Origin of the sequence: Streptomyces sp. NPDC051578, from assembly GCF_044454045.1 — a bacterium.
Classification (GTDB): Bacteria; Actinomycetota; Actinomycetes; order Streptomycetales; family Streptomycetaceae; genus Streptomyces.
The window spans coordinates 705,228-722,766 of sequence record NZ_JBITDH010000002.1 but is presented as its reverse complement, the minus strand read 5'-3'; the positions used below and the strand labels follow the sequence as shown (position 1 = coordinate 722,766).

At 71.0% G+C, this 17,539-nt stretch carries 16 protein-coding genes and 1 pseudogene; 5 read left to right on the top strand and 12 right to left on the bottom strand.

The window, feature by feature from the left end; genetic code table 11:
* Positions 1–650: 650 nt before the first annotated feature.
* The 5 genes from ACIA6C_RS14375 to ACIA6C_RS14355 all read right to left on the bottom strand — a co-directional run bounded on the left by ACIA6C_RS14375 (position 651) and on the right by ACIA6C_RS14355 (position 3,242).
* Positions 651–1,106: a MarR family transcriptional regulator gene (locus tag ACIA6C_RS14375; RefSeq protein ID WP_399275621.1), complete on the bottom strand. Its 456-nt coding sequence runs from the start codon at positions 1,104–1,106 to the stop codon at positions 651–653.
* Positions 1,103–1,597, bottom strand: a complete 495-nt coding sequence (locus ACIA6C_RS14370) for a MarR family winged helix-turn-helix transcriptional regulator (protein WP_399275619.1) — start codon at positions 1,595–1,597, stop codon at positions 1,103–1,105. The genes ACIA6C_RS14375 and ACIA6C_RS14370 overlap by 4 nt, the downstream gene beginning before the upstream one ends.
* Positions 1,598–1,892: 295 nt before the next feature.
* On the bottom strand, positions 1,893–2,111 hold the full coding sequence (locus tag ACIA6C_RS14365) for a hypothetical protein (RefSeq protein ID WP_399275617.1): 219 nt from the start codon (positions 2,109–2,111) through the stop codon (positions 1,893–1,895).
* A 53-nt stretch (positions 2,112–2,164) separates the two neighbouring features.
* Positions 2,165–2,338, bottom strand: coding sequence for a hypothetical protein (locus ACIA6C_RS14360; RefSeq protein WP_399275615.1), 174 nt, complete (start codon positions 2,336–2,338; stop codon positions 2,165–2,167).
* A gap of 514 nt (positions 2,339–2,852) precedes the next feature.
* The gene (locus tag ACIA6C_RS14355) at positions 2,853–3,242 is read right to left on the bottom strand and encodes a winged helix-turn-helix transcriptional regulator (RefSeq protein WP_399275613.1); all 390 of its coding nucleotides are present in this window, start codon (positions 3,240–3,242) and stop codon (positions 2,853–2,855) included.
* Between the two features lie 96 nt (positions 3,243–3,338).
* Here ACIA6C_RS14355 and ACIA6C_RS14350 point away from each other — a divergent pair, with 96 nt between their 5' ends.
* Positions 3,339–4,232 (top strand): NAD(P)-dependent oxidoreductase, encoded by an 894-nt coding sequence (locus tag ACIA6C_RS14350; protein ID WP_399275611.1) that lies wholly within the window; start codon positions 3,339–3,341, stop codon positions 4,230–4,232.
* Between the two features lie 118 nt (positions 4,233–4,350).
* Here the strand turns inward: ACIA6C_RS14350 and ACIA6C_RS14345 are convergent, their stop codons facing one another.
* Positions 4,351–4,659, bottom strand: a complete 309-nt coding sequence (locus ACIA6C_RS14345; RefSeq protein WP_399275609.1) for a hypothetical protein — start codon at positions 4,657–4,659, stop codon at positions 4,351–4,353.
* Between ACIA6C_RS14345 and ACIA6C_RS14340 the strand changes: the two genes are divergently transcribed.
* Complete coding sequence (locus ACIA6C_RS14340; protein ID WP_399275606.1) at positions 4,646–4,777, top strand: hypothetical protein; 132 nt, start codon at positions 4,646–4,648, stop codon at positions 4,775–4,777. The two genes, ACIA6C_RS14345 and ACIA6C_RS14340, sit on opposite strands and share 14 nt — an antisense overlap.
* Before the next feature lie 69 nt (positions 4,778–4,846).
* Entirely contained in the window at positions 4,847–5,266 is a 420-nt protein-coding gene (locus ACIA6C_RS14335; protein ID WP_399275604.1) for a hypothetical protein, read from the top strand.
* 79 nt (positions 5,267–5,345) lie between these two features.
* Here ACIA6C_RS14335 and ACIA6C_RS14330 read toward each other — a convergent pair whose 3' ends face one another.
* From ACIA6C_RS14330 to ACIA6C_RS14320, 3 genes are all read right to left on the bottom strand, one after another.
* Positions 5,346–6,884 carry an ABC transporter substrate-binding protein gene (locus ACIA6C_RS14330; protein ID WP_399275602.1) on the bottom strand — a complete coding sequence of 513 codons (1,539 nt, stop codon included), beginning with the start codon at positions 6,882–6,884 and terminating at the stop codon, positions 5,346–5,348.
* A complete protein-coding gene (locus ACIA6C_RS14325; protein ID WP_399275600.1) occupies positions 6,881–8,980 on the bottom strand; it encodes a hypothetical protein in 2,100 nt (699 codons plus the stop codon). Before ACIA6C_RS14325 ends, ACIA6C_RS14330 begins: the two co-directional genes overlap by 4 nt.
* Before the next feature lie 543 nt (positions 8,981–9,523).
* Positions 9,524–10,231 (bottom strand): DUF4232 domain-containing protein, encoded by a 708-nt coding sequence (locus ACIA6C_RS14320; protein ID WP_399275598.1) that lies wholly within the window; start codon positions 10,229–10,231, stop codon positions 9,524–9,526.
* A 104-nt stretch (positions 10,232–10,335) separates the two neighbouring features.
* Here ACIA6C_RS14320 and ACIA6C_RS14315 point away from each other — a divergent pair, with 104 nt between their 5' ends.
* Positions 10,336–10,863 carry a SigE family RNA polymerase sigma factor gene (locus ACIA6C_RS14315; RefSeq protein ID WP_399275596.1) on the top strand — a complete coding sequence of 176 codons (528 nt, stop codon included), beginning with the start codon at positions 10,336–10,338 and terminating at the stop codon, positions 10,861–10,863.
* Positions 10,853–11,662: a DUF4232 domain-containing protein gene (locus ACIA6C_RS14310; protein WP_399275594.1), complete on the top strand. Its 810-nt coding sequence runs from the start codon at positions 10,853–10,855 to the stop codon at positions 11,660–11,662. Before ACIA6C_RS14315 ends, ACIA6C_RS14310 begins: the two co-directional genes overlap by 11 nt.
* A 421-nt stretch (positions 11,663–12,083) precedes the next feature.
* Here the strand turns inward: ACIA6C_RS14310 and ACIA6C_RS14305 are convergent, their stop codons facing one another.
* The 3 genes and pseudogenes from ACIA6C_RS14305 to ACIA6C_RS14295 all read right to left on the bottom strand — a co-directional run.
* On the bottom strand, positions 12,084–12,890 hold the full coding sequence (locus ACIA6C_RS14305; protein WP_399275592.1) for a class I SAM-dependent methyltransferase: 807 nt from the start codon (positions 12,888–12,890) through the stop codon (positions 12,084–12,086).
* Between the two features lie 687 nt (positions 12,891–13,577).
* Positions 13,578–16,139: a serine hydrolase gene (locus ACIA6C_RS14300; protein WP_399275590.1), complete on the bottom strand. Its 2,562-nt coding sequence runs from the start codon at positions 16,137–16,139 to the stop codon at positions 13,578–13,580.
* Between the two features lie 689 nt (positions 16,140–16,828).
* Positions 16,829–17,092 (bottom strand): annotated as a pseudogene (locus ACIA6C_RS14295) (ATP-binding cassette domain-containing protein); the annotation flags it as partial.
* Between the last annotated feature and the right edge of the window lie 447 nt (positions 17,093–17,539).

Below are 17,539 nucleotides of genomic sequence, written 5' to 3'. Positions count from 1 at the left end.
CTTGGAGGGAGGGGTTCGCGGGACGATGCAGAGCGCTCTCCAAGGCCCGCGGCGCCCAGCTAGGCGGACTGCATCTTCTTCGCCGCCTACCGCTGACCACCGCACCGCAGCAGTCGATGGATCGAACGAGCTGCTCAAATCCTCCGGTCTTCGAAAGACGTCGGAGCGTCCACGAGAACGCCGGGCCGTGAAAGCCCTGGACCGTACGGGCGTGTGGTCCACCCCCGCCGCAGGCCTACCGCACCGGCCGAAGCCATCCCGGTGCCGTGGGGCACGTTCCCACCCTGTCGGCAGTCGGCACCGGGCACGTCCTCGACATGCTCGTACGTCCTGCACCATGACCACGTAGGGCTGCGTATCCACGACGGCGCGTTCTCCGCGATAAGCCTCACCGCCCGCTACCCGCGCACCGGAGAACTGCTGTCCACCGTGAAGTTCATGGTGCCGTGGCGGCCGCGAAGACCGACACCGTACGCACCGCGTACCTGGAGGGCCGCTCCATGCCGCCCCTCGCGCGCGACCACGGCGTCAGCCGAAGGGCGATCCGCACCGCCGTCACCGATCTCCTGCCCGAGCACACGGCCGGCGACTCGGGCGTCCCGGCCCCGGAACTGCTCGGTCACAACCGGACGAAGGCCCCGTCGGCTCGATCAGTCGGCCAGCGCCGCGAGCTCCGCGTTGGCACGCGCGGTGACCAGGGCGAGGACGCGACCGGCGGCGGCCAGGTCCTCGGCGGATATCCCGCCCCAAACGCGGGCGGTGACGGGGGCGGTCGACGCGCCGATGGCGGCGATCAGCTCGCGCCCCGACTCCGTGGCACGAAGGTGAGAGCCGTCCACGGCGAGCAGTTGGTCGGCCAGCAGCTCGTCGAGGGTGGTGCGGATGTCGGCCGGGTCCGCCTTGAGGGAGGACCGGACCTGGGCGACGAGGTCGTCCGGCGTACGCGGGGCGTCGGCGGTGACGGCCGCGCGCAGGGTGACGTGCTGCTGGAACGTGACGCCGTGCCGGGCCAGGACGTGCTCCAGGACGCCGCGGGCGGCGTAGTGGGCCAGACCCAGGGCGCGGGCGTCCGCGACGGGTGCGGTGGTGGATGCGGTGGTGGTCATGATGTTGCCCCCTGAGTGCTCTCGTTGTTCGGTAGAGATGGAGTGAGAGATGTGTCGAGCAGGGTGGTCAGCTCGTCGGTCAAGGCGCGCGTCCGTGGGGCGTCGAGCCCGCCGAGCGGCTCCAGCAACTGCTGGTGCAGTTCCTGCACCACGTCGATGGCCTGCCGCGTGACGGCCTGCCCCCTCGCGGTGAGGGCGAGCTGTACGGCGCGGGGATCGCGGGGATCGCGGGTGCGCTCGATCAGCTCGGCCGACTCCAGGGAGCGCGCCAGCTTCGAGACGTACAGCGCCTCCAGGCCGGTATGGTCAGCGAGTTGCCGCTGACTGGGCCGCTCACCGGCCCGCTGCATGCCGTACAGCGACGCCACCAGCGAGTACTGCGCATGCGTGAGCCCCAGCGGAGCCACCGCACGATCGACGGCGACGCGCCACTTGTTGGCGAGCCGCCACACCAGGAAGCCGGGCGTGGGGCCCGGTGAAACCTTGTTCACGACAAATAGAGTACATGGCCATTATGTCCATGGCTACTATTTTCTTGCGGCTGGATGGGACGGCGCACCCGACTCGGCATTGCGACGGACCGAGGGAACCTCCGGCCAAACCGCTTCCCTCCGCCACATGATCAGGACTGAAGACAGGCCCCAAGCCCGCACACTGATCGCCAGAGCCTGCTGGGCGGCCGTCTTCATTCACCGGTGCTGTCTTCTTGGTGGTCTTCTTCGCGGCGGGCAGGTCGTGGACGGTGGCATCGGCCGCGCCGCGGGAGGCGTTGGCCTGACTGACGGACTACTCCAGCACGGCCAACAGGTCCACGACCTCCGCCGAGGCCGGCTGGGGGGCTTCAACCGGCCCTGGGTGGGTGCCGGCGGTCCTGGCCTCGATCAGTCTCTCCAGCGCCTGACGGTACTCGTCGTGCATCTGGCTGATGTCCCGGCCGGAGAGGGTGCCCGCGAGCGCGACCGCCGCCTCAACCTCCTCGTCGGAGAGCTGCACGTCCGATCGCATCGTTCAGGACCCGCAGCAGCCCGAGCCGGATCCCGTCCGGCGCCCAGGGCGGCTCAGCCGGCCTGGACCATGGTGTGCGGCTGCTCTGGCGTGTCGGCACGGCTCACCTGGAGGTATCCGACGAGCGCGCCGATGGGGCCGTGACGGCCGTGACAGTGGTGATGATCGACTTGATGCGCACAACCGGACTTCAGGTTGAAGCGGTCCTGTTTCGGCAATCCACTCACGCGAACGCCTCCCGCTCCCGCCCCCGGACGCTGTAGGAATACTCGCCGCGCGTGATCCGGGGGCTCTTGGTGGTGGGTTCCTCCGCCGGAGGTACCGACGATGTGCGGCCCCACCGCGGGCGTCCCGCGCAAGGCCGACGCGTCCGACCGCCCGCGCGGACGCTCACAGGCCATCGCGGGCCGGGAGGCGGCCGAGTGCCTCTGCCGAGCGCGACCGGCTATCCCGAGAGGCCGCCCGGGACGCGCAGCGGATTGCCGAAGGGAACGAGACACCGCCGTGCGGCGAGCCGACGACGCGGGGCGCACGGCCACCTGGGCACGCTGCCCGAACAGCAGACCGTCCCCGAGAAGGGCGACCAGGTCCGCAGCCGCGAGAAGCGCGCGGCTCCCACGGCGGGCGACCACCGGAGTCCGGTGAGCACGGCTACAAAAAGCGCCATGCCGCGGAGTGCCGCATCAACCGGCTGAAACGCCACCGGGCGGTGGCCACGCGATTCGACAGACTCGCGGTCCGCTACGAGGTGACGGTGCTGGTCTCGGCCCTCAACGCGTTCTCTTCCAGCCCTCGCGTGGTCGGCCGCTCACGTCCCCAGGCGGCCAGCGGCTCGAGTGCGTCGTTGAGGCGCATGCCGTCCTCGGTCAGCGAGTACTCGACGCGGGGCGGCACCTCCTCGTAGGAGACGCGGCGCACGACGCCGTCCGTTTCCAGCTCCCGTAGGTGAGAGGCCAGCACCTTCTCGGTAATGCCGGGAAGCAGCCGGCGCAGCTCGCCGAAGCGGCGGTAGGGGTGCTCGTGGAGCGCCCAGAGGATCAGCACCTTCCACTTGCCGCCGATCACCTCCATCGCGGTGTCGATCCCGCAGACGTGTCCGTCTGATGTGCTCGGCCGGTTCAGCGTCGTCATGCCCCACCCTTCTGACGTGCTCGCTCACCCCGGGGTAACCACCCACTCCGAAGTACGTACTTGATCACTTCCGGGACTGTAACCAGCCTAATCGGCATGGCACACAACATTGTTGAGAAGACTGTCGAGAAGACTCCCGTCACGCTGCTGGGCCTCGGCGCGATGGGCACCGCGCTGGCCCGTACCTGGCTTTCCGCCGGCCACCCGCTCACCGTGTGGAACCGCACCCCGGCCCGCGCTGCGGCACTCGCCGCCGAGGGGGCACGGGTCGCGGACAGCGCCGCTGAGGCGGTCGCGGCGAACTCCCTGGTCATCGTTTGTCTGTTGGACGACGCCTCGGTCGAGGAGGTACTGGCCGGCACCGACCTGGCCGGCCGGGCCCTGGTCAACCTGACCACCGGCACCCCTGCCCAGGCCCGCGCCCGCGCAGAATGGGCCCGCGAGCGCGGCGCCCGCTACCTGGACGGCGGGATCATGGCCGTCCCACCGATGATCGGCGTCCCGGAGGCCGGCGGCTACGTCTTCTACAGCGGCTCGCGGGAGCTGTTCGAGCAGCACCAGGAGACCCTGGCCGTCCCGGCCGGCACCACCTACGTCGGCGAGGACGCGGGCTTCGCGGCTCTGCACGACGTGGCCCTGCTCAGCGCCATGTACGGGATGTTCGCGGGTGCCGCGCACGCCTTCGCCCTGATCCGCAGGGAGGACGTCGATCCCGCGGCGCTCGCCCCGCTGCTCGCCGACTGGCTCGTCGCGATGGCCCCGGCGGTTCACCAGACTGCCGACCAGCTGCGGAGCGGCGACTACACCAAGGGTGTCGTCTCGAATCTCGCGATGCAGGTGGCCGGCACGCCGACCTTCCTGAGTACCGCCGAGGAGCAGGGTGTCAGCCCGCAACTGCTCAGCCCCTACTTCGAGCTGATGCGCCGCCGTCTGGCCGAGAGCAGCGGTGAGGAGGACCTGACGGGCGTGATCGACCTGCTGGTGCGCTGACCAGCCACGCGCCGCCACAAGTGACGACCGTGCTGGTCAAAGCCCTCAACGAGACGTTTTGCCCAGCACTTTCACAACACGCCCTGGAACGCTCGGTGGCCCCGCGCTGTCTACGGAGTCAGGACGCCGATCCGTCCGCTCCGTACCGGAGGCCGTCGAGGAGCAGATCGAGGAGGCGTCCGGCCCGTTCGCGCTGGTCGGGAGCGCTGGTGAGCAGCCCGATGCCGGCCAGGCTGAAGCCGACATCGAAGGGGTCGACGTCCGGGCGCAGGAGACCGGCGTCGGCGCCGGTGTGCAGCAGGGCGCCGAGGGCGGTGGCGAGCTTGTCGAGGGTTTCGGCGAACGGGTCCGCACCGGATGCGGCCGCGGCCCGCAGTGCGTCCGCCATGCCCTGCTTGGCGGTGAGGTAGTCGATGAAGTCGTCCATCCACAGGCGGATCGACGCACCCGGAGTCAGGCCCTACGCGGTCGACCCCGAACAGGCCGCATGCCTGTGGACCCTGTCCGCCCAGCTGACCGGCACCAACACGTTCGCGCACCGGTGACACAACGGCATAGCCCACTCCCTCCGAGAAACCCGCACCTGAAATCTCCGCAAGAAGGGCCACGAAATCATGACGCACACCGCTCTGGCCGCCGTCGCGAACGAAGCACAGGCATGGTTCGACAGCTACGTCGAGACGTTCGTCGGACTGGCAGCAAAGGGGAGCACCGATCCCGCGCCGCTCCTCGACTGCTTCTCGGTGCCGATCAGCATGACCACGGGGACGGCCCACACCGTTCTCACCTCCGCCGAGGCGCTCTCCCAGGGACTCGCACACGAGCTGCGCGCCCTGCGCGACGCCGACTACGGGGGCAGCGAGGCCCTCGACCCGGTGGTGCGCGTGCTCAACGAGCGGGCCGCGCAGATCGAGGTGACCTGGGCGCGCCAGGACAGCCAGCAGCGGGAGTTCCAGCGTGTCCGTGTGCTGTACCTGGCGGCCCGGACCGAAGCGGGATGGCGGACGGTCGCCTCCGTGATCCTGGCCGACTGACGAGGCACATCGCCCGCGCGCCGGTCCGACGGGCCCGCCCGGGGCGGGCGCGTCGTCGGGGCGGGGCCTGCCGTCGGCCTCAGCTGGGGATGGAGCAGTTCGGGTCGGGGGCGCGGCCCGCGGGCCAGGCGATACCGTCGAAGACGGCGGTCTTGGTCGCCGGGTCGAGATGGACGATGGAGACTGCCTTGTCGTACGGGTTGCCGTACTGGTCGAGGCAGATCCAGCCGCTGGCGCCCTCGACCCGGTTGTTGCCGTGCAGGCGCAGCCAGCTGTCGGCAACCTCGGAGAGCGACGGCATCTTCACGCTGCCGACGGCGTCGTTGCGGATGCCCGCGATGGCGGTGGAGACCGCGTCGTAGGTGATGATGACACGGCCGTCGGTGAGGTTGGCGGGGCCCATCGAGTCGGGCTCCTTGGTGCCGAACTTCTGGACCAGGTCGGTCAGCTCCTTCAGTGCCGGCTTGGAGCCGCCGGTCGGCGTCGTGCTCCGCTCCCCCCAGGCTTCGGGATGGGCCAGGCCCGGGTAGCGCAGGGTGATGCCGGCGCCATTGGTGAGGGCGCCCCACTGCTCGGCGAACTTCTCGTCCACGGTCAGCGTGGAGGCGTGCGACCCACTGATGACGGTGTAGTGCTTGTTGCACTTGCGGTTGCCCAACTCGACCAGGAAAAGACGCAGTTGAACCGGACGCCCGGCGAAGTAGATGGTCTTCGCGTCGGAGGAGCAGATGTCCGGCACCATCTGGTGGAAGTCGTTGGCGAGGTTGCCCTCGTCGTTGAAGTCGGGCGGCGACCGGAAGGTCTCCGGGGCGTTGGGTGCGCCCGTGGCCAGCTTCTCGAAGGTCTGGCGCAGGCTGGCCAGGTAGTTGTCGCCCTCGCGGATGTCCTCGACCACCAGCGTCTCTGCGGGCTTGATGTCCGACCCGTACGAGGCGAGGGCGTCGGCCTGGTCGGTGTTGCCGGGGGCTACCCGGGCCAGGCCCGGGTAGCGGTGCGGATCGGATGCGGTGTTCTTGATGTCATCCGCGGTCATGGGGCCCGCGACGACCGGGATCCCCTTGTCCTTCGTGAGGTAGCGGACGGCCTCTTCGGTCTCGGTGATGCTGATGTTGATGCCGGCGACGGCGCGCAGGTTCTCCTTCTTGTCGGCCGTGGCCCGCACGAGCTGGTCGGCGACGGTACGCCACTCCTTGTAGCCCCGGCCGGGGTTGGCGAGCACCAGCCGGATGGGCGGCTGCTTGCCGTTGGCCTGGTGGTTGGCGCGGTACTGCGCCAGATAGGCGCCCTGCACCTGCTCGACGTACTCCTGCTGCTCTGCCTGGGTGTCGGAGATCATGGGGATCATCAGGGCGATCGTGGCGGGCGACTTCCCGGCGACGCTGTCGTTCTCCGCCTTGATGCGGTCGGTGACCTGCCTCAGCGACGGGGTGAACACGTAGCCGCCGTCGGTGACGCCGACGCACTCGTGCCGGGGGCCCCGCTGCGCCACGCCCGGGGCGCAGGCCGGATCCTCGGCGAGCCACCGGTCGTAGGAGACGTAGCCGCCGGTTCCCAGGACGACGGCGACGGCGGTGATCAGCAGGGCGCGGTTCAGCGGTCCGGCGGGCCAGAGTGTCATGGGCGGGGCTCTCCGTAGGTCGGCAGATCGGGTGCCTGGATCCAGCGGTTCAGCAGCTGGGGCCACTCCTCGTAGGCCTGGTAGAAGACCTCCTGGGGGCCGACGGCGCTGTTCTGGGCGAGCGTGAGCAGCTGCAGTCGCACTGCGTTGACCTTCCTCGGGTCGGGGTGTGCGAGGGGGTGCGACTGCTGCCACAAGTTGAGGACGAGGAGCTGTACGGCCTGGCGCACGGGGTCGTTGTGGGCCGGAAGCCGGTCTTCCACGGGCTCCGCAGCCGGGACGGCCGGGTACTCCGGGGGATGCGGTGCGGCGCAGACCAGGTTGAGAGCGGCGAGCCACCCCGGCGCGTCCTGTTCGGCCAGGCGGCGGTGCAGGGCGCGCACGACGACGTCGGTCTCGCCGATCGCGAGCGAGTGGTGCAGGTAGCAGGCATCGCGTGGGTCGGCGGCGCCCGGCGCGTACAGGAGGCGCAGCCGCCGGTGGCTGCCCCGCCAGTCTCCGCCCCCGGGCGCGCGGGTGCGGGTGCGGAGGTCGTGTACGAGCAGGGCCCGCAGGGTGGGATCACCGATGAAGGGGCCGCCGGTGCCGGGCCAGGGGTGATGGCTCCAGCAGTCCTTCCACAACAGGCGCTTGGTCTCCGCCACCGGCACTCTGGCGCTCGCCGCCACGGGCTGTCCATCAGCTACGTGCGGCACGTGGTCGGCGTCGAGCGCGTGGGCGGCCGCGTCGTCGAGCGCCGGGGTGTAGGAGGCGAGGCGGGCCCGGGCCTCCCCGTCGGGGATCAGGAGCCGGAGCAGCTGGTCGTACACGGGCAGCGTCGGCCCGTCGTCGAGCGGCAGCTTGAGCGGCAGGTCGAGCAGTGCGCCGTGGTCGACGGGCTCATGGAGGCTGATCTTCTGCCGGACGGACAGGACCAAGGCGTGGGTTATGCCGGCCCGCCCGGCGCCGAGCCGGTGGATGACGTGGGCGGTGTCGGGCCCCGGTCTGTCGTCGCCGAACATCTCCTTGACCTCGTCGAGGTCGAGCTGTGCCATCGGCAGCCTCAGCACCCATCCGGCCGCCGTCTGCGGCCGATCCTGCCGCCAGTACGGGCCCGCCGCACTCCGCGTCGACGGGGCGGTGCCCTCGGGGTCGGGCACGGCGGACTCCTGGGCGAGGGCCGCCGCGACGACGCCGGGGTGCGTCCGCGTGGGCTCGTCGTGCCAGGCTCGGGTCAGCGCGTCCAGGACCGCCACACCCAGCGGGGTGTGGACGTTGTCCAAGAGCAGCAGCGGGCGCGGCACCCGGTTCTTCAGGCGCACCCATGTGTAGTGGTCGGCCATGTCCTCCAGGAGGGCGGCCACCAAGTGGTGCTCCGCCCGCCGCCTGTCGCCCCCGTCGCCGCGGAAACACATGGCGAGATCGGTCAATTGGGCGTGTCCGTCCCCCTGTGGGCCGACCCGACGGCCGGCCCACCACGCCAGGCCCTGCTTGTTGGCGCGCGGCCCGAGCAGTTCGGTGGTGACGATGTCGGTGAGCGGCCCCACGAGTTCGCTCACCCCGGGCCCCAGCCCCGCTGCTGCGGTGACGCCCTGGGTGACCTGTCCGATCCAGCCCGACACCCGCTGGTTGCGCGCCTGGAGGTCGGGCTGGCTCTCCCGTAACAGCCCCGCGAGGCGGCGACGGGCGGCCTGCAGCTCGGCGGGCTGGACGCTCTCGGACTGCCAGCTGGTGACCGCCAGCAGCCCCTGGGTGAGCCGGGGGAAGGACAGCTTCCCTGCGAAGTCGTTCGGCTTCCGGCTCAACCCGTCCATCAGGTAGAAGAGCAGGTCCGAGGTGCGCGAGGCGTTTGCCGTGGTCTCGCTGGCCAGGGAGGCGAGCCCGGGCTGGCCGAAGTCCGCCGCCCCGAGGTCGGCGTACGCCTGCGGTATGCGCTGCGCGTACCGCTTCGAGAGCTCCTTCAACAGCGCGGTCTTGCCGGTGAGGCGCCCGCCGCCGCACTCGATCAGCAGCGGACTCCCGCCGGGTATCCGCAGCCGAGCGGACCCCTGCGACTCGAGCCCCACCAATGAAGGCACGACGGCATCGAGCACCGCCGCCCGTCCGTACAGCGTCAACGTGACCCCCCAGTCATACGGCTCGATAGCGCACCGCCGCCGCATGGAAAGGAGCGTAAGGCGGCGGCTACATGTCCCACCGACATTCGACGAAGCCGCACCTCAGGGTTACGTTTTCGTGACCCGCGCACTCGGCGGCCGGCCGCCGCGAGAGCCGCGCGCCAGCCGGTTGCGTACGCGGTCGCCGGGACCGGGATGGTGGCTTTGATCCCACGTCTGCGCAGGTGGGAGCGGTTGCTGCGGGAGTCGTACGCCTTATCTCGCCTTGCCGCGCCTTGCCACGCCTTGCCGCGCCTTGCCGCGCCTTGCCGCGCCTTGCCACGCCTTGCCGCGCCTTGTCGGCCCGCACTCGGTCCGATCGCTTACGCGGTCTGCCGAGCCGATCCGCGGCACCCGGATTGCTTCCAGAACCGGATCGAACTGCGGGGAGTCCCCCGCCGCCCGGCCGTGGTCGGCTTGATCAGCAGTCTCACCAAACGATGTGCAGTCCCAGGGTCGCCGCAGCAACGCGGCGACCCTCCCTTTCGTCCCGGTCGGGGTGGGTCAGGAGGACATGATGAAACGCAGGGCGGGGCCGGGGGCGGTGATCCAGTAGGTGACGCGGGCACCGTCGTCGAAGGACACCTGGCCGGGCAGGGAGACGTTCGCGGGATCGCTTGGTTTGCTGCCGGGGTTGGGGCCCTGGAGGCTGAGGGGAATGGTGTTGGTGTCGTAGGTGTCCATGTGGCCGCCGGTGGCGAGGAGAGCTGCGTACGCCTTCTCACCCGGAGCGAGGGCGGCGGGCGCGTCCTTGCTGTCCTTGATCACGGCGATCGGGGCCCTGGCGTAGGGGAACCTCAGGTAGGGATATTCGTAGAGGTTGCACTTCTTGTTACCGGTGTTGGTGACCGTGAGGAGGAGGTGCCGGACCGGCTTGCCCTTCTCGTCCTCATCCGTCGCGGAGAACGCGAGGTCGGTCACCGCACACGCGGCAACCGCGGCGGTGTCGCCCTTACCAGCGTCGCCGCCGGCATTGCCCGAACCGCCGCCGGGCTTCGCCGAATCACCGCTGCGCTTCGCCGAAGCCTCGTTCGGCTTCGGCGAAGCCGTCTCCCCCGTCTTCGGCGAGTCCGTCGCGCTCGGCTGCTCCGAGGTCTTGGAGTGGCCCGATACGTCGGCCCCGCTCTGCTCGCATGCCGTGGCTGCGAGCAGCAGCGCACCGAGGACGGCCGCGGCCGCCCCCTTCCTGATTGCCTTGTTTCCGCTGGTCAACAGAGCCCCCTATGTGGTGTTCTTCGCTGTACACGACCTGTACGCACGCCAGGAGTCAGCGGGTTGCATGCGGATCGGAAAAGTTTTGGGACCGAGGGGGCGGTATGACGGAGGACGAGTTCGACGCGTTCTACGCGTCGGCGTTCCCACGGGTCGTCGGCCAGGTGTACTCCTTCACCGGTGACCATGGCCAGGCCCAGGACGTTGTCCAGGAAGCCTTCATCCGTGCCTGGGACCGGCGGCGTGACTTCCTTTCCACCGAGCCCCCCGAAGCCTGGATCCGCACCGTCGCGATGCGTCTCGCGGTCAGCCACTGGCGGCGGGCGCGGCGGTGGCTGGAGCTGGTACGCCGCACCCCGCCACCCGATCACGCCCCTGGACCCGGTCCCGAGCACGTCGCCCTCGTCGCGGCGCTGCGACAGCTCCCAGAGTCCCAGCGTCTGGCAATAGTGCTGCACCACCTGTGTGACCTCAGTGTGGAGCAAGTAGCCTCCGAGACCGGCGCACCGACCGGTACGGTCAAGGCGCGCCTGTCACGCGGCCGCGCAGCCCTCGCCAAGCTGCTACCGGCGAGTGAGGTCGAAGTGGTTGGTGGAAGCAGCGAGGAGAAGGAGGAAGACCGTGCCCGATGACCTGTCCTCCGCCCTGCGCGAGCTGGCCGACAGCGCCGCCAGCCCCGCGCCGACGACGGGCGCGGATGTCCGACGCCGGGCCGTTTCCCGGCGCCGTCGCCGGCACGCCGCCCTCGCTGGAGGCACCGTCGCGGTAGTCGCAGCCCTCGCGTTCGGCCTGACCACGGCCCTCGGCGGCCCGGAGCCCCACCGGCACCCCGCACCACCCCCCGCCGCCGCCTCCCTCACTGCGCCCACGGCCGATGCGGCCTCTCCCGCTGCGCCCACCGCCAGTGCACCCTCGTCCACCGAGCCCTCCCCCACTGCGCCGACCCTCACTGGGCCGACCCCCACCGCCGGTGCGTCATCCCCCACTGCGCCTGCCGCGGTTGCCGCGTGTGCGGTGACCGACCTCGCGTTCTCCGCGACGGATGAGGACGAGAAGGGCAAGCCGGTCCGGCACCTCCTCCTCACGGTCACCAACACCGGTAACAAGAAGTGCAACCTCTACGAATATCCCTACCTGAGGTTCCCCTACGCCAGGGCCCCGATCACCGTGATCAAGGACAGCAAGGACGCGCCCGCCGCCCTCGCTCCGGGTGAGAAGGCGTACGCAGCTCTCCTCGCCAGCGGCGGCCACATGGACACCTACGACACCAACACCATTCCCCTCAGCCTCCAGGGCCCCAACCCCGGCAGCAAACCAAGCGATCCCGCGAACGTCTCCCTGCCCGGCCAGGTGTCCTTCGACGACGGTGCCCGCGTCACCTACTGGATCACCGCCCCCGGCCCCGCCCTGCGTTTCATCATGTCCTCCTGACCCACCCCGACCGGGAGCGCTCGGCAGCTGGCTCCGACGCACGCGCGCAAAGAAGAGGCCGTCGCTGCGGCCGGACTGCCGGCACTCACGCTGCGGTCGACGTACCGGGTGCGGCCGAGGCCCGGATGGATGAGCGTCGACTCTTGGGCATACCCGGGCGTCGGTCTGGCGGTCGAGGTTGGGCGGACCATCTGACCCGTACACGGCCGTCGTCTGCGAGGCACATCATGGGACGTCACAAGCAGCACAAGCCGCGGCACCACCCGCGCGATGACGCGGACTAGCCAGCTAAGGAGCGGTCCGGCACGTCGTTGACCAGCCGGAACGACCGTGCGGCGGGCACGCCGTCCACCTCGGCGGGTGCGCAGAACCTCCGGGTCGTGCTTCGGCTCACGCCTACTCGGCGCGGGCGCGTCCTGTGTCAGGCCACGGCGCGGAAGACGTACGCCGTCATCGGGGCTGTGACCGGCCCCGGGCCCAAACGGGCAGTCATCTCCTCGATGACGGTTGCCCGGACAGAGGGTCCGTCGCCCCGCTCCTCAACGGCCGCGCGCACTGGTGTCCCGGTGAGGTACCCGGTGGCAAGGTCAGCGGTCGACGCGGCCCGGCCCTGAAGAGTCAGCTCCTGCTCCTCCTCGACAGTGAACCCGGCAGCGGCCAGATCAGCGACTACGACAGCGGGGTCAGCGTAGCCATGCGGAACCGTAGGGAAGAATTGCGGCGGGTCGACCGGAAAGGCCCGCTCCAGCCCTGCCTGCAGCGCGACTTCGAACGCGTGCGTCGCGAGTGGGCCCCAGGTGTTGAACAAGAACCGGCCGCCCGAGGCCAGCACCCGCCGGACCTCCGTGAAGGCCGCGACCCGGTCGGGAAAGAACATCACGCCGAACTGGCAGACCACCAGGTCAAAGCCTGCGCCCGGGAACGGCAGCCGCTGCGCGTCGGCCTGCCGCCACACCGCTCCCGGCGCCCGGGCCGACCCGAAAGCGACCATGGCCTCGTTGAGGTCTGTAGCTGTCACTTCGGCCGTCGGCGCTGCCGCCAGCAGGCTCGATGTCAACACGCCTGTTCCCGCGGCCAGTTCGAGGATTCGGCGCGGGTGGAGTGCCGCCGCCGTCGCGGTCAGCTGTTCGGCGAAAGGGCGAAAGACCACCGGCACGAGGTACTGCTCATAGGCCACTGGCATCGACTCGGACCACCGCTGGTCGGCATTGATTTCCGTCACCCTCATGACGGTAGTGCCGCGCCCGGAGCCCTCCACCCCGCCGCGCCGCCATGCAGCCATGCCGCCTGGCGATTGATGTGCCAGGCGACGCGGCAGGGCAAACGTTTTCTGACACGACAACCAGGGTGCGTATGGAGCCGTGATCAATCTCCGGAGATCGCCCTCGGCGCGGACGAAAACGGCCGGTACTCCGAGCTGGCTGCGGCAGCCGCTCGAGGGCGTGCTCTGGCCGTTCAAAACAGGCGGCCACTATCGGCAAATGTCGATAAATTCAACGGCGAACCGTCAGCCGTACTCCCTTAGACCGTGTCTCACGTGGCGATTTCGCCCGCTGTAGGGGCCCTTGGTCATCCGGGCGGGCACAGCCGTCAGGACGGCCAGCCGAGCCGGCCGTCCACGACGGACGTTCCTCCTGTTCCCGGGAATGGGCTCGCCCTCGTCTTCCCCAGGTCCGTCAGCGCGGCGGAGGCGCAGCGTCGCGTCGACGCCGACGCCGCGGTCGACGGCAGGCCGGTCGCCTTCTGGCGACCGGGTTGCAATTGCTGGCTTGGGCTGCGCCTGGCGGGGCGCCACCACGCCAATCCCGGCCCGACGGGGGTGGCACGGCTCCTCTCCCGCTCCGCATGATCCGGGTGGCGCGGACCGGCCCGACCCGCCGGCCCGGGACGCGGGCCGGACCGGCCGCGGGACCGGTCAGCGGAGGCGGGTGAGCCTGCTGGTGAGTGAGGGCTCGCTGAGGGGCCGCCGGACGGCCACCGGCACGCGCTTGGCCCCTGCACCGTCACCGGCCGTCAGGGCACCCACCTCCGTGCCCGCCTTCGCCACGTGCGGAAGCGGCGAGGAGCCGGCCGCAAGGGTCAGCTCGAACTGCTGACCCGGGACACCGATCACGTTCAGGTCCTTCGTGGCCACGAGCGGCGTGCGGCCGCCGAGGCCGTCGTCCACGTATCCGACGGTGTCTCCCTTGCGGATCAGCGTGGTGGACGCCAGGGCCGTCCGTACTGCTTCGATGATCCTCTTGCTGTTCGCCAGCACCAGGGCCAGGCTGTTGGCCGCGTTCGGATCCGGGCCGTCCACGCGCTGCTCCATCAACGTGCCGAGGATCAGCGGCGTTTCGTCGCCGACCGACTTGTACGCCGCCCACATCAGCGCTCCGCCGGCCGGAGTGCTGGAACCGGTCTTGATGCCGCGGACGCTGAGGCCCTGGACGCTGAGCAGGTCGTTGTTGTTGATGAGCGGATCTGGCAGGCCCTTGATGGGCGCGCTGGGTATGGCGACGATCGTGCGGAAGACCTCGTCCTTCATCACCGCCTCGGCGAGTTTCAGCTGATCGGCGGCGGTGCTGACGGTGCCGGCGTCCAGACCGCTGGGATCCGTGTACGTGGTGTCCCGCATGCCGAGCTCCCTGGCTGCGGCGTTCATCTTCTCGACGAACGCGGCCTCGGAGTCGCTGCCGGTGTCCCAGCGCGCCAGCAGCCGGGCGGCGTTGTTGCCCGACTTGATCATCAGCATCTTGAGGATGTCCTGCTGACTGAACTTCGTATCGGCCGCGAGCCCCTGGATGCGGGACTCGTTGTCGGAGTTGCCGTCCGCCACGGCCTTCGCATCGATCGTGATGTCGGGACCGGGGTCGTTCTTGCGCAGGGGGTGGCCCTTGAGGATGACGTAGGCCGTCATCACCTTGGCCACGCTGGCCATGGGGACGGGTTTCTGCTCGCCGAACGTGCCGACGTCCCCGGAGCCGGAGACCCGGACGGCCCCCTGGCCCTTCGCGGGCCACGGGACGGAGAACTGCCCGTCGGCGGTGTGCTGCCTCTCGGCGGCGACGATGCGGGGCGACGGCAGCGGGCGCAGCAACTGGGCGCCGGTGTAGGCACCGACGAGGAGCAGCAGGATCGGCGTCCAGACCTTGACGCGGCGCAGCGCGGTCCGGCGGGGGGTCTCCGGCGGGGCGGGCGTGTTGGTGAGCTCGGCCAGCAGGTCCAGCGGCGCCCTGGGCGAGGTGGTGGGGTGGGCGTGGGGTGCCGCGTCGGGTCGTGCCGTGGCGCGCGCCGACGCGTCGAGCGGCTTGAGGGCGGCGAACTGGCTCGTCCGCTCCGGGCCGCCCTCCTCCCGCCTGGCCCATGCGGGCGCCTTCCGGCCGCCGTTCCCGGGCGCGGTCTCGGCGTTGGGGCTGGGAACGGACCGTCCGCTTCGGGCATCTGGCTCGTCGCCCGCCGCGGCGTCGGCCTCTCCTGCGAACGGGGGCCGGGCTTCCCTGCTCGGCCCGCGATGCGTCTCGCTGCCGCCGCGGGACGTGTCCGCCGCGGCGTCGGCCTCGGGCTGCCGGGCGGTCGCGGCGGTGTCGGGGGCACGGAAGGTGACGGTGCGCGTGTCCTCGCCCGAGTCGCCCGCATCGCCCGCCTGGCCTGCATCGGCCGGGTCGGCCGTCGAGGCCGGAGCGGCCCCGGTCTTGGCCTCCTCGCTCGTCGGCTCGGTGGACGTCAGCGTGCCGTCGGCCGTCGTCACGGCCTTCGTCCCTGCACTTCCGACGGCCGTCTCGTCGGCCTTGCCGTCGGTCCTCTCCTCCGCCTTCTCGTCGGCCTCTTCCCCGACCTTCGTACCGGCCGTCGTGGCGGCTTCCTTCTCGGCCTCTTCCTCGGCCCTCGCCTCGGCCTCGCCGGCGTCCGTGGGGCTCGTAGGTGTGTCGTCCGGCTCGGCCTCGATGGTGGGCCCAGCGGCGCCCTCGGGCTCGTCGCTTTCGGCCGGAGCATCGGGTGCGGTGGGCTCGGCGCCCGGCGGCGGGGGTACGGCGGCGGGTGACGCGGCCGCCGCGCCATCGGCCTCGGTGTCGTCTTCGGGCTCGTCGGCGGTACGTGCGGGGGCAGCGAGTACGTGCGTTCCGTCGGCCCCCCGACCGGTCTTGGCTTCCGTGCCCCCCTCCGAGCCCGGGCCATCCGTGCACTCAACCGGCGGGTGCTCGGCCTCTCCCCGGGCCCCGGCTTCGGCGCCGCCCGCGGCGGGGGCGGATTCCGCCGGCGCGGATACGCCGGGGACGTCGCCCCCGCCGTCCGTCTCCTGCTGAGCGGTGTCCTCCACAGCCTCGGGCTCGCCGTCCGCGACACCGGCACCGCCCTCCTCCGGCGCGCGGTCGGCACCGGTGACGTCCACCGTGTCCGGTTCCTCGCGCGTGCGGTCAGGGGCCTTCCCTCTCGTGGTGGTTCCCTGGAGCCTCGGGTCGCCCTGAGGACCGCCCGCCACCGTCTTCGCCTTCATCCCAGCCCCGCCTTGCCACTCACGCTGTGCAGATATTCGTACGGCGGTGCCGTGTGGGCCCCCGCCATACGGCTAGATGCACGGACCGCGGAACTAGTTCCACCCGCGCGTAGATTGGGATCCTGGTGCGGTTGAGTGCGGCAACTTGCCGTTGAGCCAGGCCAGCTCGTCCTCGCTCATTCGAAGGTCTGCGGCCCCGCGGAATGGGTGCTGGGGGGTGGGACGGCTGGCTCTGGGGACCGGGATCAGAGAGACAAGGGGGTCAAGAGCCACGGCGAGGAGGTCTGTTGGGGGCTGACGCCGCGCGCGGCCGCAGCGCTGTGGAAGGCGGTGGCCCCTGGACGTCGGGCCGGAGCGTCCCTCGACGGCGCTCCGGGTGATGCCGCCGAGGAGGCTCCAAGGGAGGAACGTCAGGCCCAGCTCGGTGCGCAGCCGCCGCTGCGGCTCGCTGTCGCGGACGCCGGGCGAGTGCTGGTTCTGCACGGTGACGAGCCCGTCGCCGAGGATGGCGTGTCCTCGCGGATCTGGTCCGCGGTGACGTTGGAGGCCTCCGAGAGCTGTCCGGCGGCGGGATCCAGGCGTACGTGGAGCGGCGGCTCATGCGTTTCCACGTAGCGTCCGGCTATTCCATGCGCTACGACGCACCCGTCCCGAGGCCTTGGTGCGGAGAGCCGCCGAGCACAGCACCGGGGGCGGAAGACCAGCGCCCGGGCGATGGCCACCCGCTGCCGCTGTCCGCCGGACAGCTGCCCTGGCCGGTCCCGCTCGCGCCCGGCGAGTCCCACCCGGGCGTCCTGCACCCGGCCCCGGTCGGGCTGCTCGCCCGCCTGCCGACCGGGAAGTTCGACGTTCTGCGCGACCGTCAGGGCGGGCATCAGATTGAACGCCTGGAACACGAAGCCGAGCGACTGCGATGTCCGTCGCCGTCTCAGCGGTGCCCTCATCCTCGGCGGACGGAGGACGGCGATCGATCGTGCCTGTCGCCGAATCGGCGGTTCGGCAAACCGCACCACGGAGCCAGCGGCCTCGGGACGGTGGGCCCCCGGTGTCACGCTGATCTCAGGACTCCGGGGAGATCGCCGCAGTCGTGCCGGGCACGCCCTGCACTCCTGCGGCGCGCACGCGTGCAGCACCGCGTGGTGGACGACCCCGCCCACCGGGCCACCCACGGGTAGCGCGCAGGCCGGCCGGCCATGCCGCGTCACCGGCCGACCCCCGGCCCCCGAACCGATCCGCTCGACCGCCCGCACCCGGCCCGGCACCGCGGACGGGGCCGTACCTGGCAGCCCGCATCAGGTTCTGCTGGGCCCGGCCGGCGTGGATGTTCTCGCTCACCTGCACGTCGTAGGCCGGTGCGGTCGTGGTGAGCACGTACGCGATCAGGTTCGGCCGGTCGGGCC

Excerpts from the sequence above, each read along its gene's own strand:
- ACIA6C_RS14315 (WP_399275596.1), top strand. The coding sequence starts at position 10,336 with ATGACGGAGGACGAGTTCGACGCGTTCTACGCGTCGGCGTTCCCACGG.
- ACIA6C_RS14350 (WP_399275611.1), top strand. The coding sequence starts at position 3,339 with ATGGCACACAACATTGTTGAGAAGACTGTCGAGAAGACTCCCGTCACG.
- ACIA6C_RS14300 (WP_399275590.1), bottom strand. The coding sequence starts at position 16,139 with ATGAAGGCGAAGACGGTGGCGGGCGGTCCTCAGGGCGACCCGAGGCTC.
- ACIA6C_RS14355 (WP_399275613.1), bottom strand. The coding sequence starts at position 3,242 with ATGACGACGCTGAACCGGCCGAGCACATCAGACGGACACGTCTGCGGG.
- ACIA6C_RS14375 (WP_399275621.1), bottom strand. The coding sequence starts at position 1,106 with ATGACCACCACCGCATCCACCACCGCACCCGTCGCGGACGCCCGCGCC.
- ACIA6C_RS14340 (WP_399275606.1), top strand. The coding sequence starts at position 4,646 with ATGAAGTCGTCCATCCACAGGCGGATCGACGCACCCGGAGTCAGGCCC.
- ACIA6C_RS14305 (WP_399275592.1), bottom strand. The coding sequence starts at position 12,890 with ATGAGGGTGACGGAAATCAATGCCGACCAGCGGTGGTCCGAGTCGATG.
- ACIA6C_RS14345 (WP_399275609.1), bottom strand. The coding sequence starts at position 4,659 with ATGGACGACTTCATCGACTACCTCACCGCCAAGCAGGGCATGGCGGAC.
- ACIA6C_RS14330 (WP_399275602.1), bottom strand. The coding sequence starts at position 6,884 with ATGACACTCTGGCCCGCCGGACCGCTGAACCGCGCCCTGCTGATCACC.
- ACIA6C_RS14335 (WP_399275604.1), top strand. The coding sequence starts at position 4,847 with ATGACGCACACCGCTCTGGCCGCCGTCGCGAACGAAGCACAGGCATGG.
- ACIA6C_RS14365 (WP_399275617.1), bottom strand. The coding sequence starts at position 2,111 with ATGCGATCGGACGTGCAGCTCTCCGACGAGGAGGTTGAGGCGGCGGTC.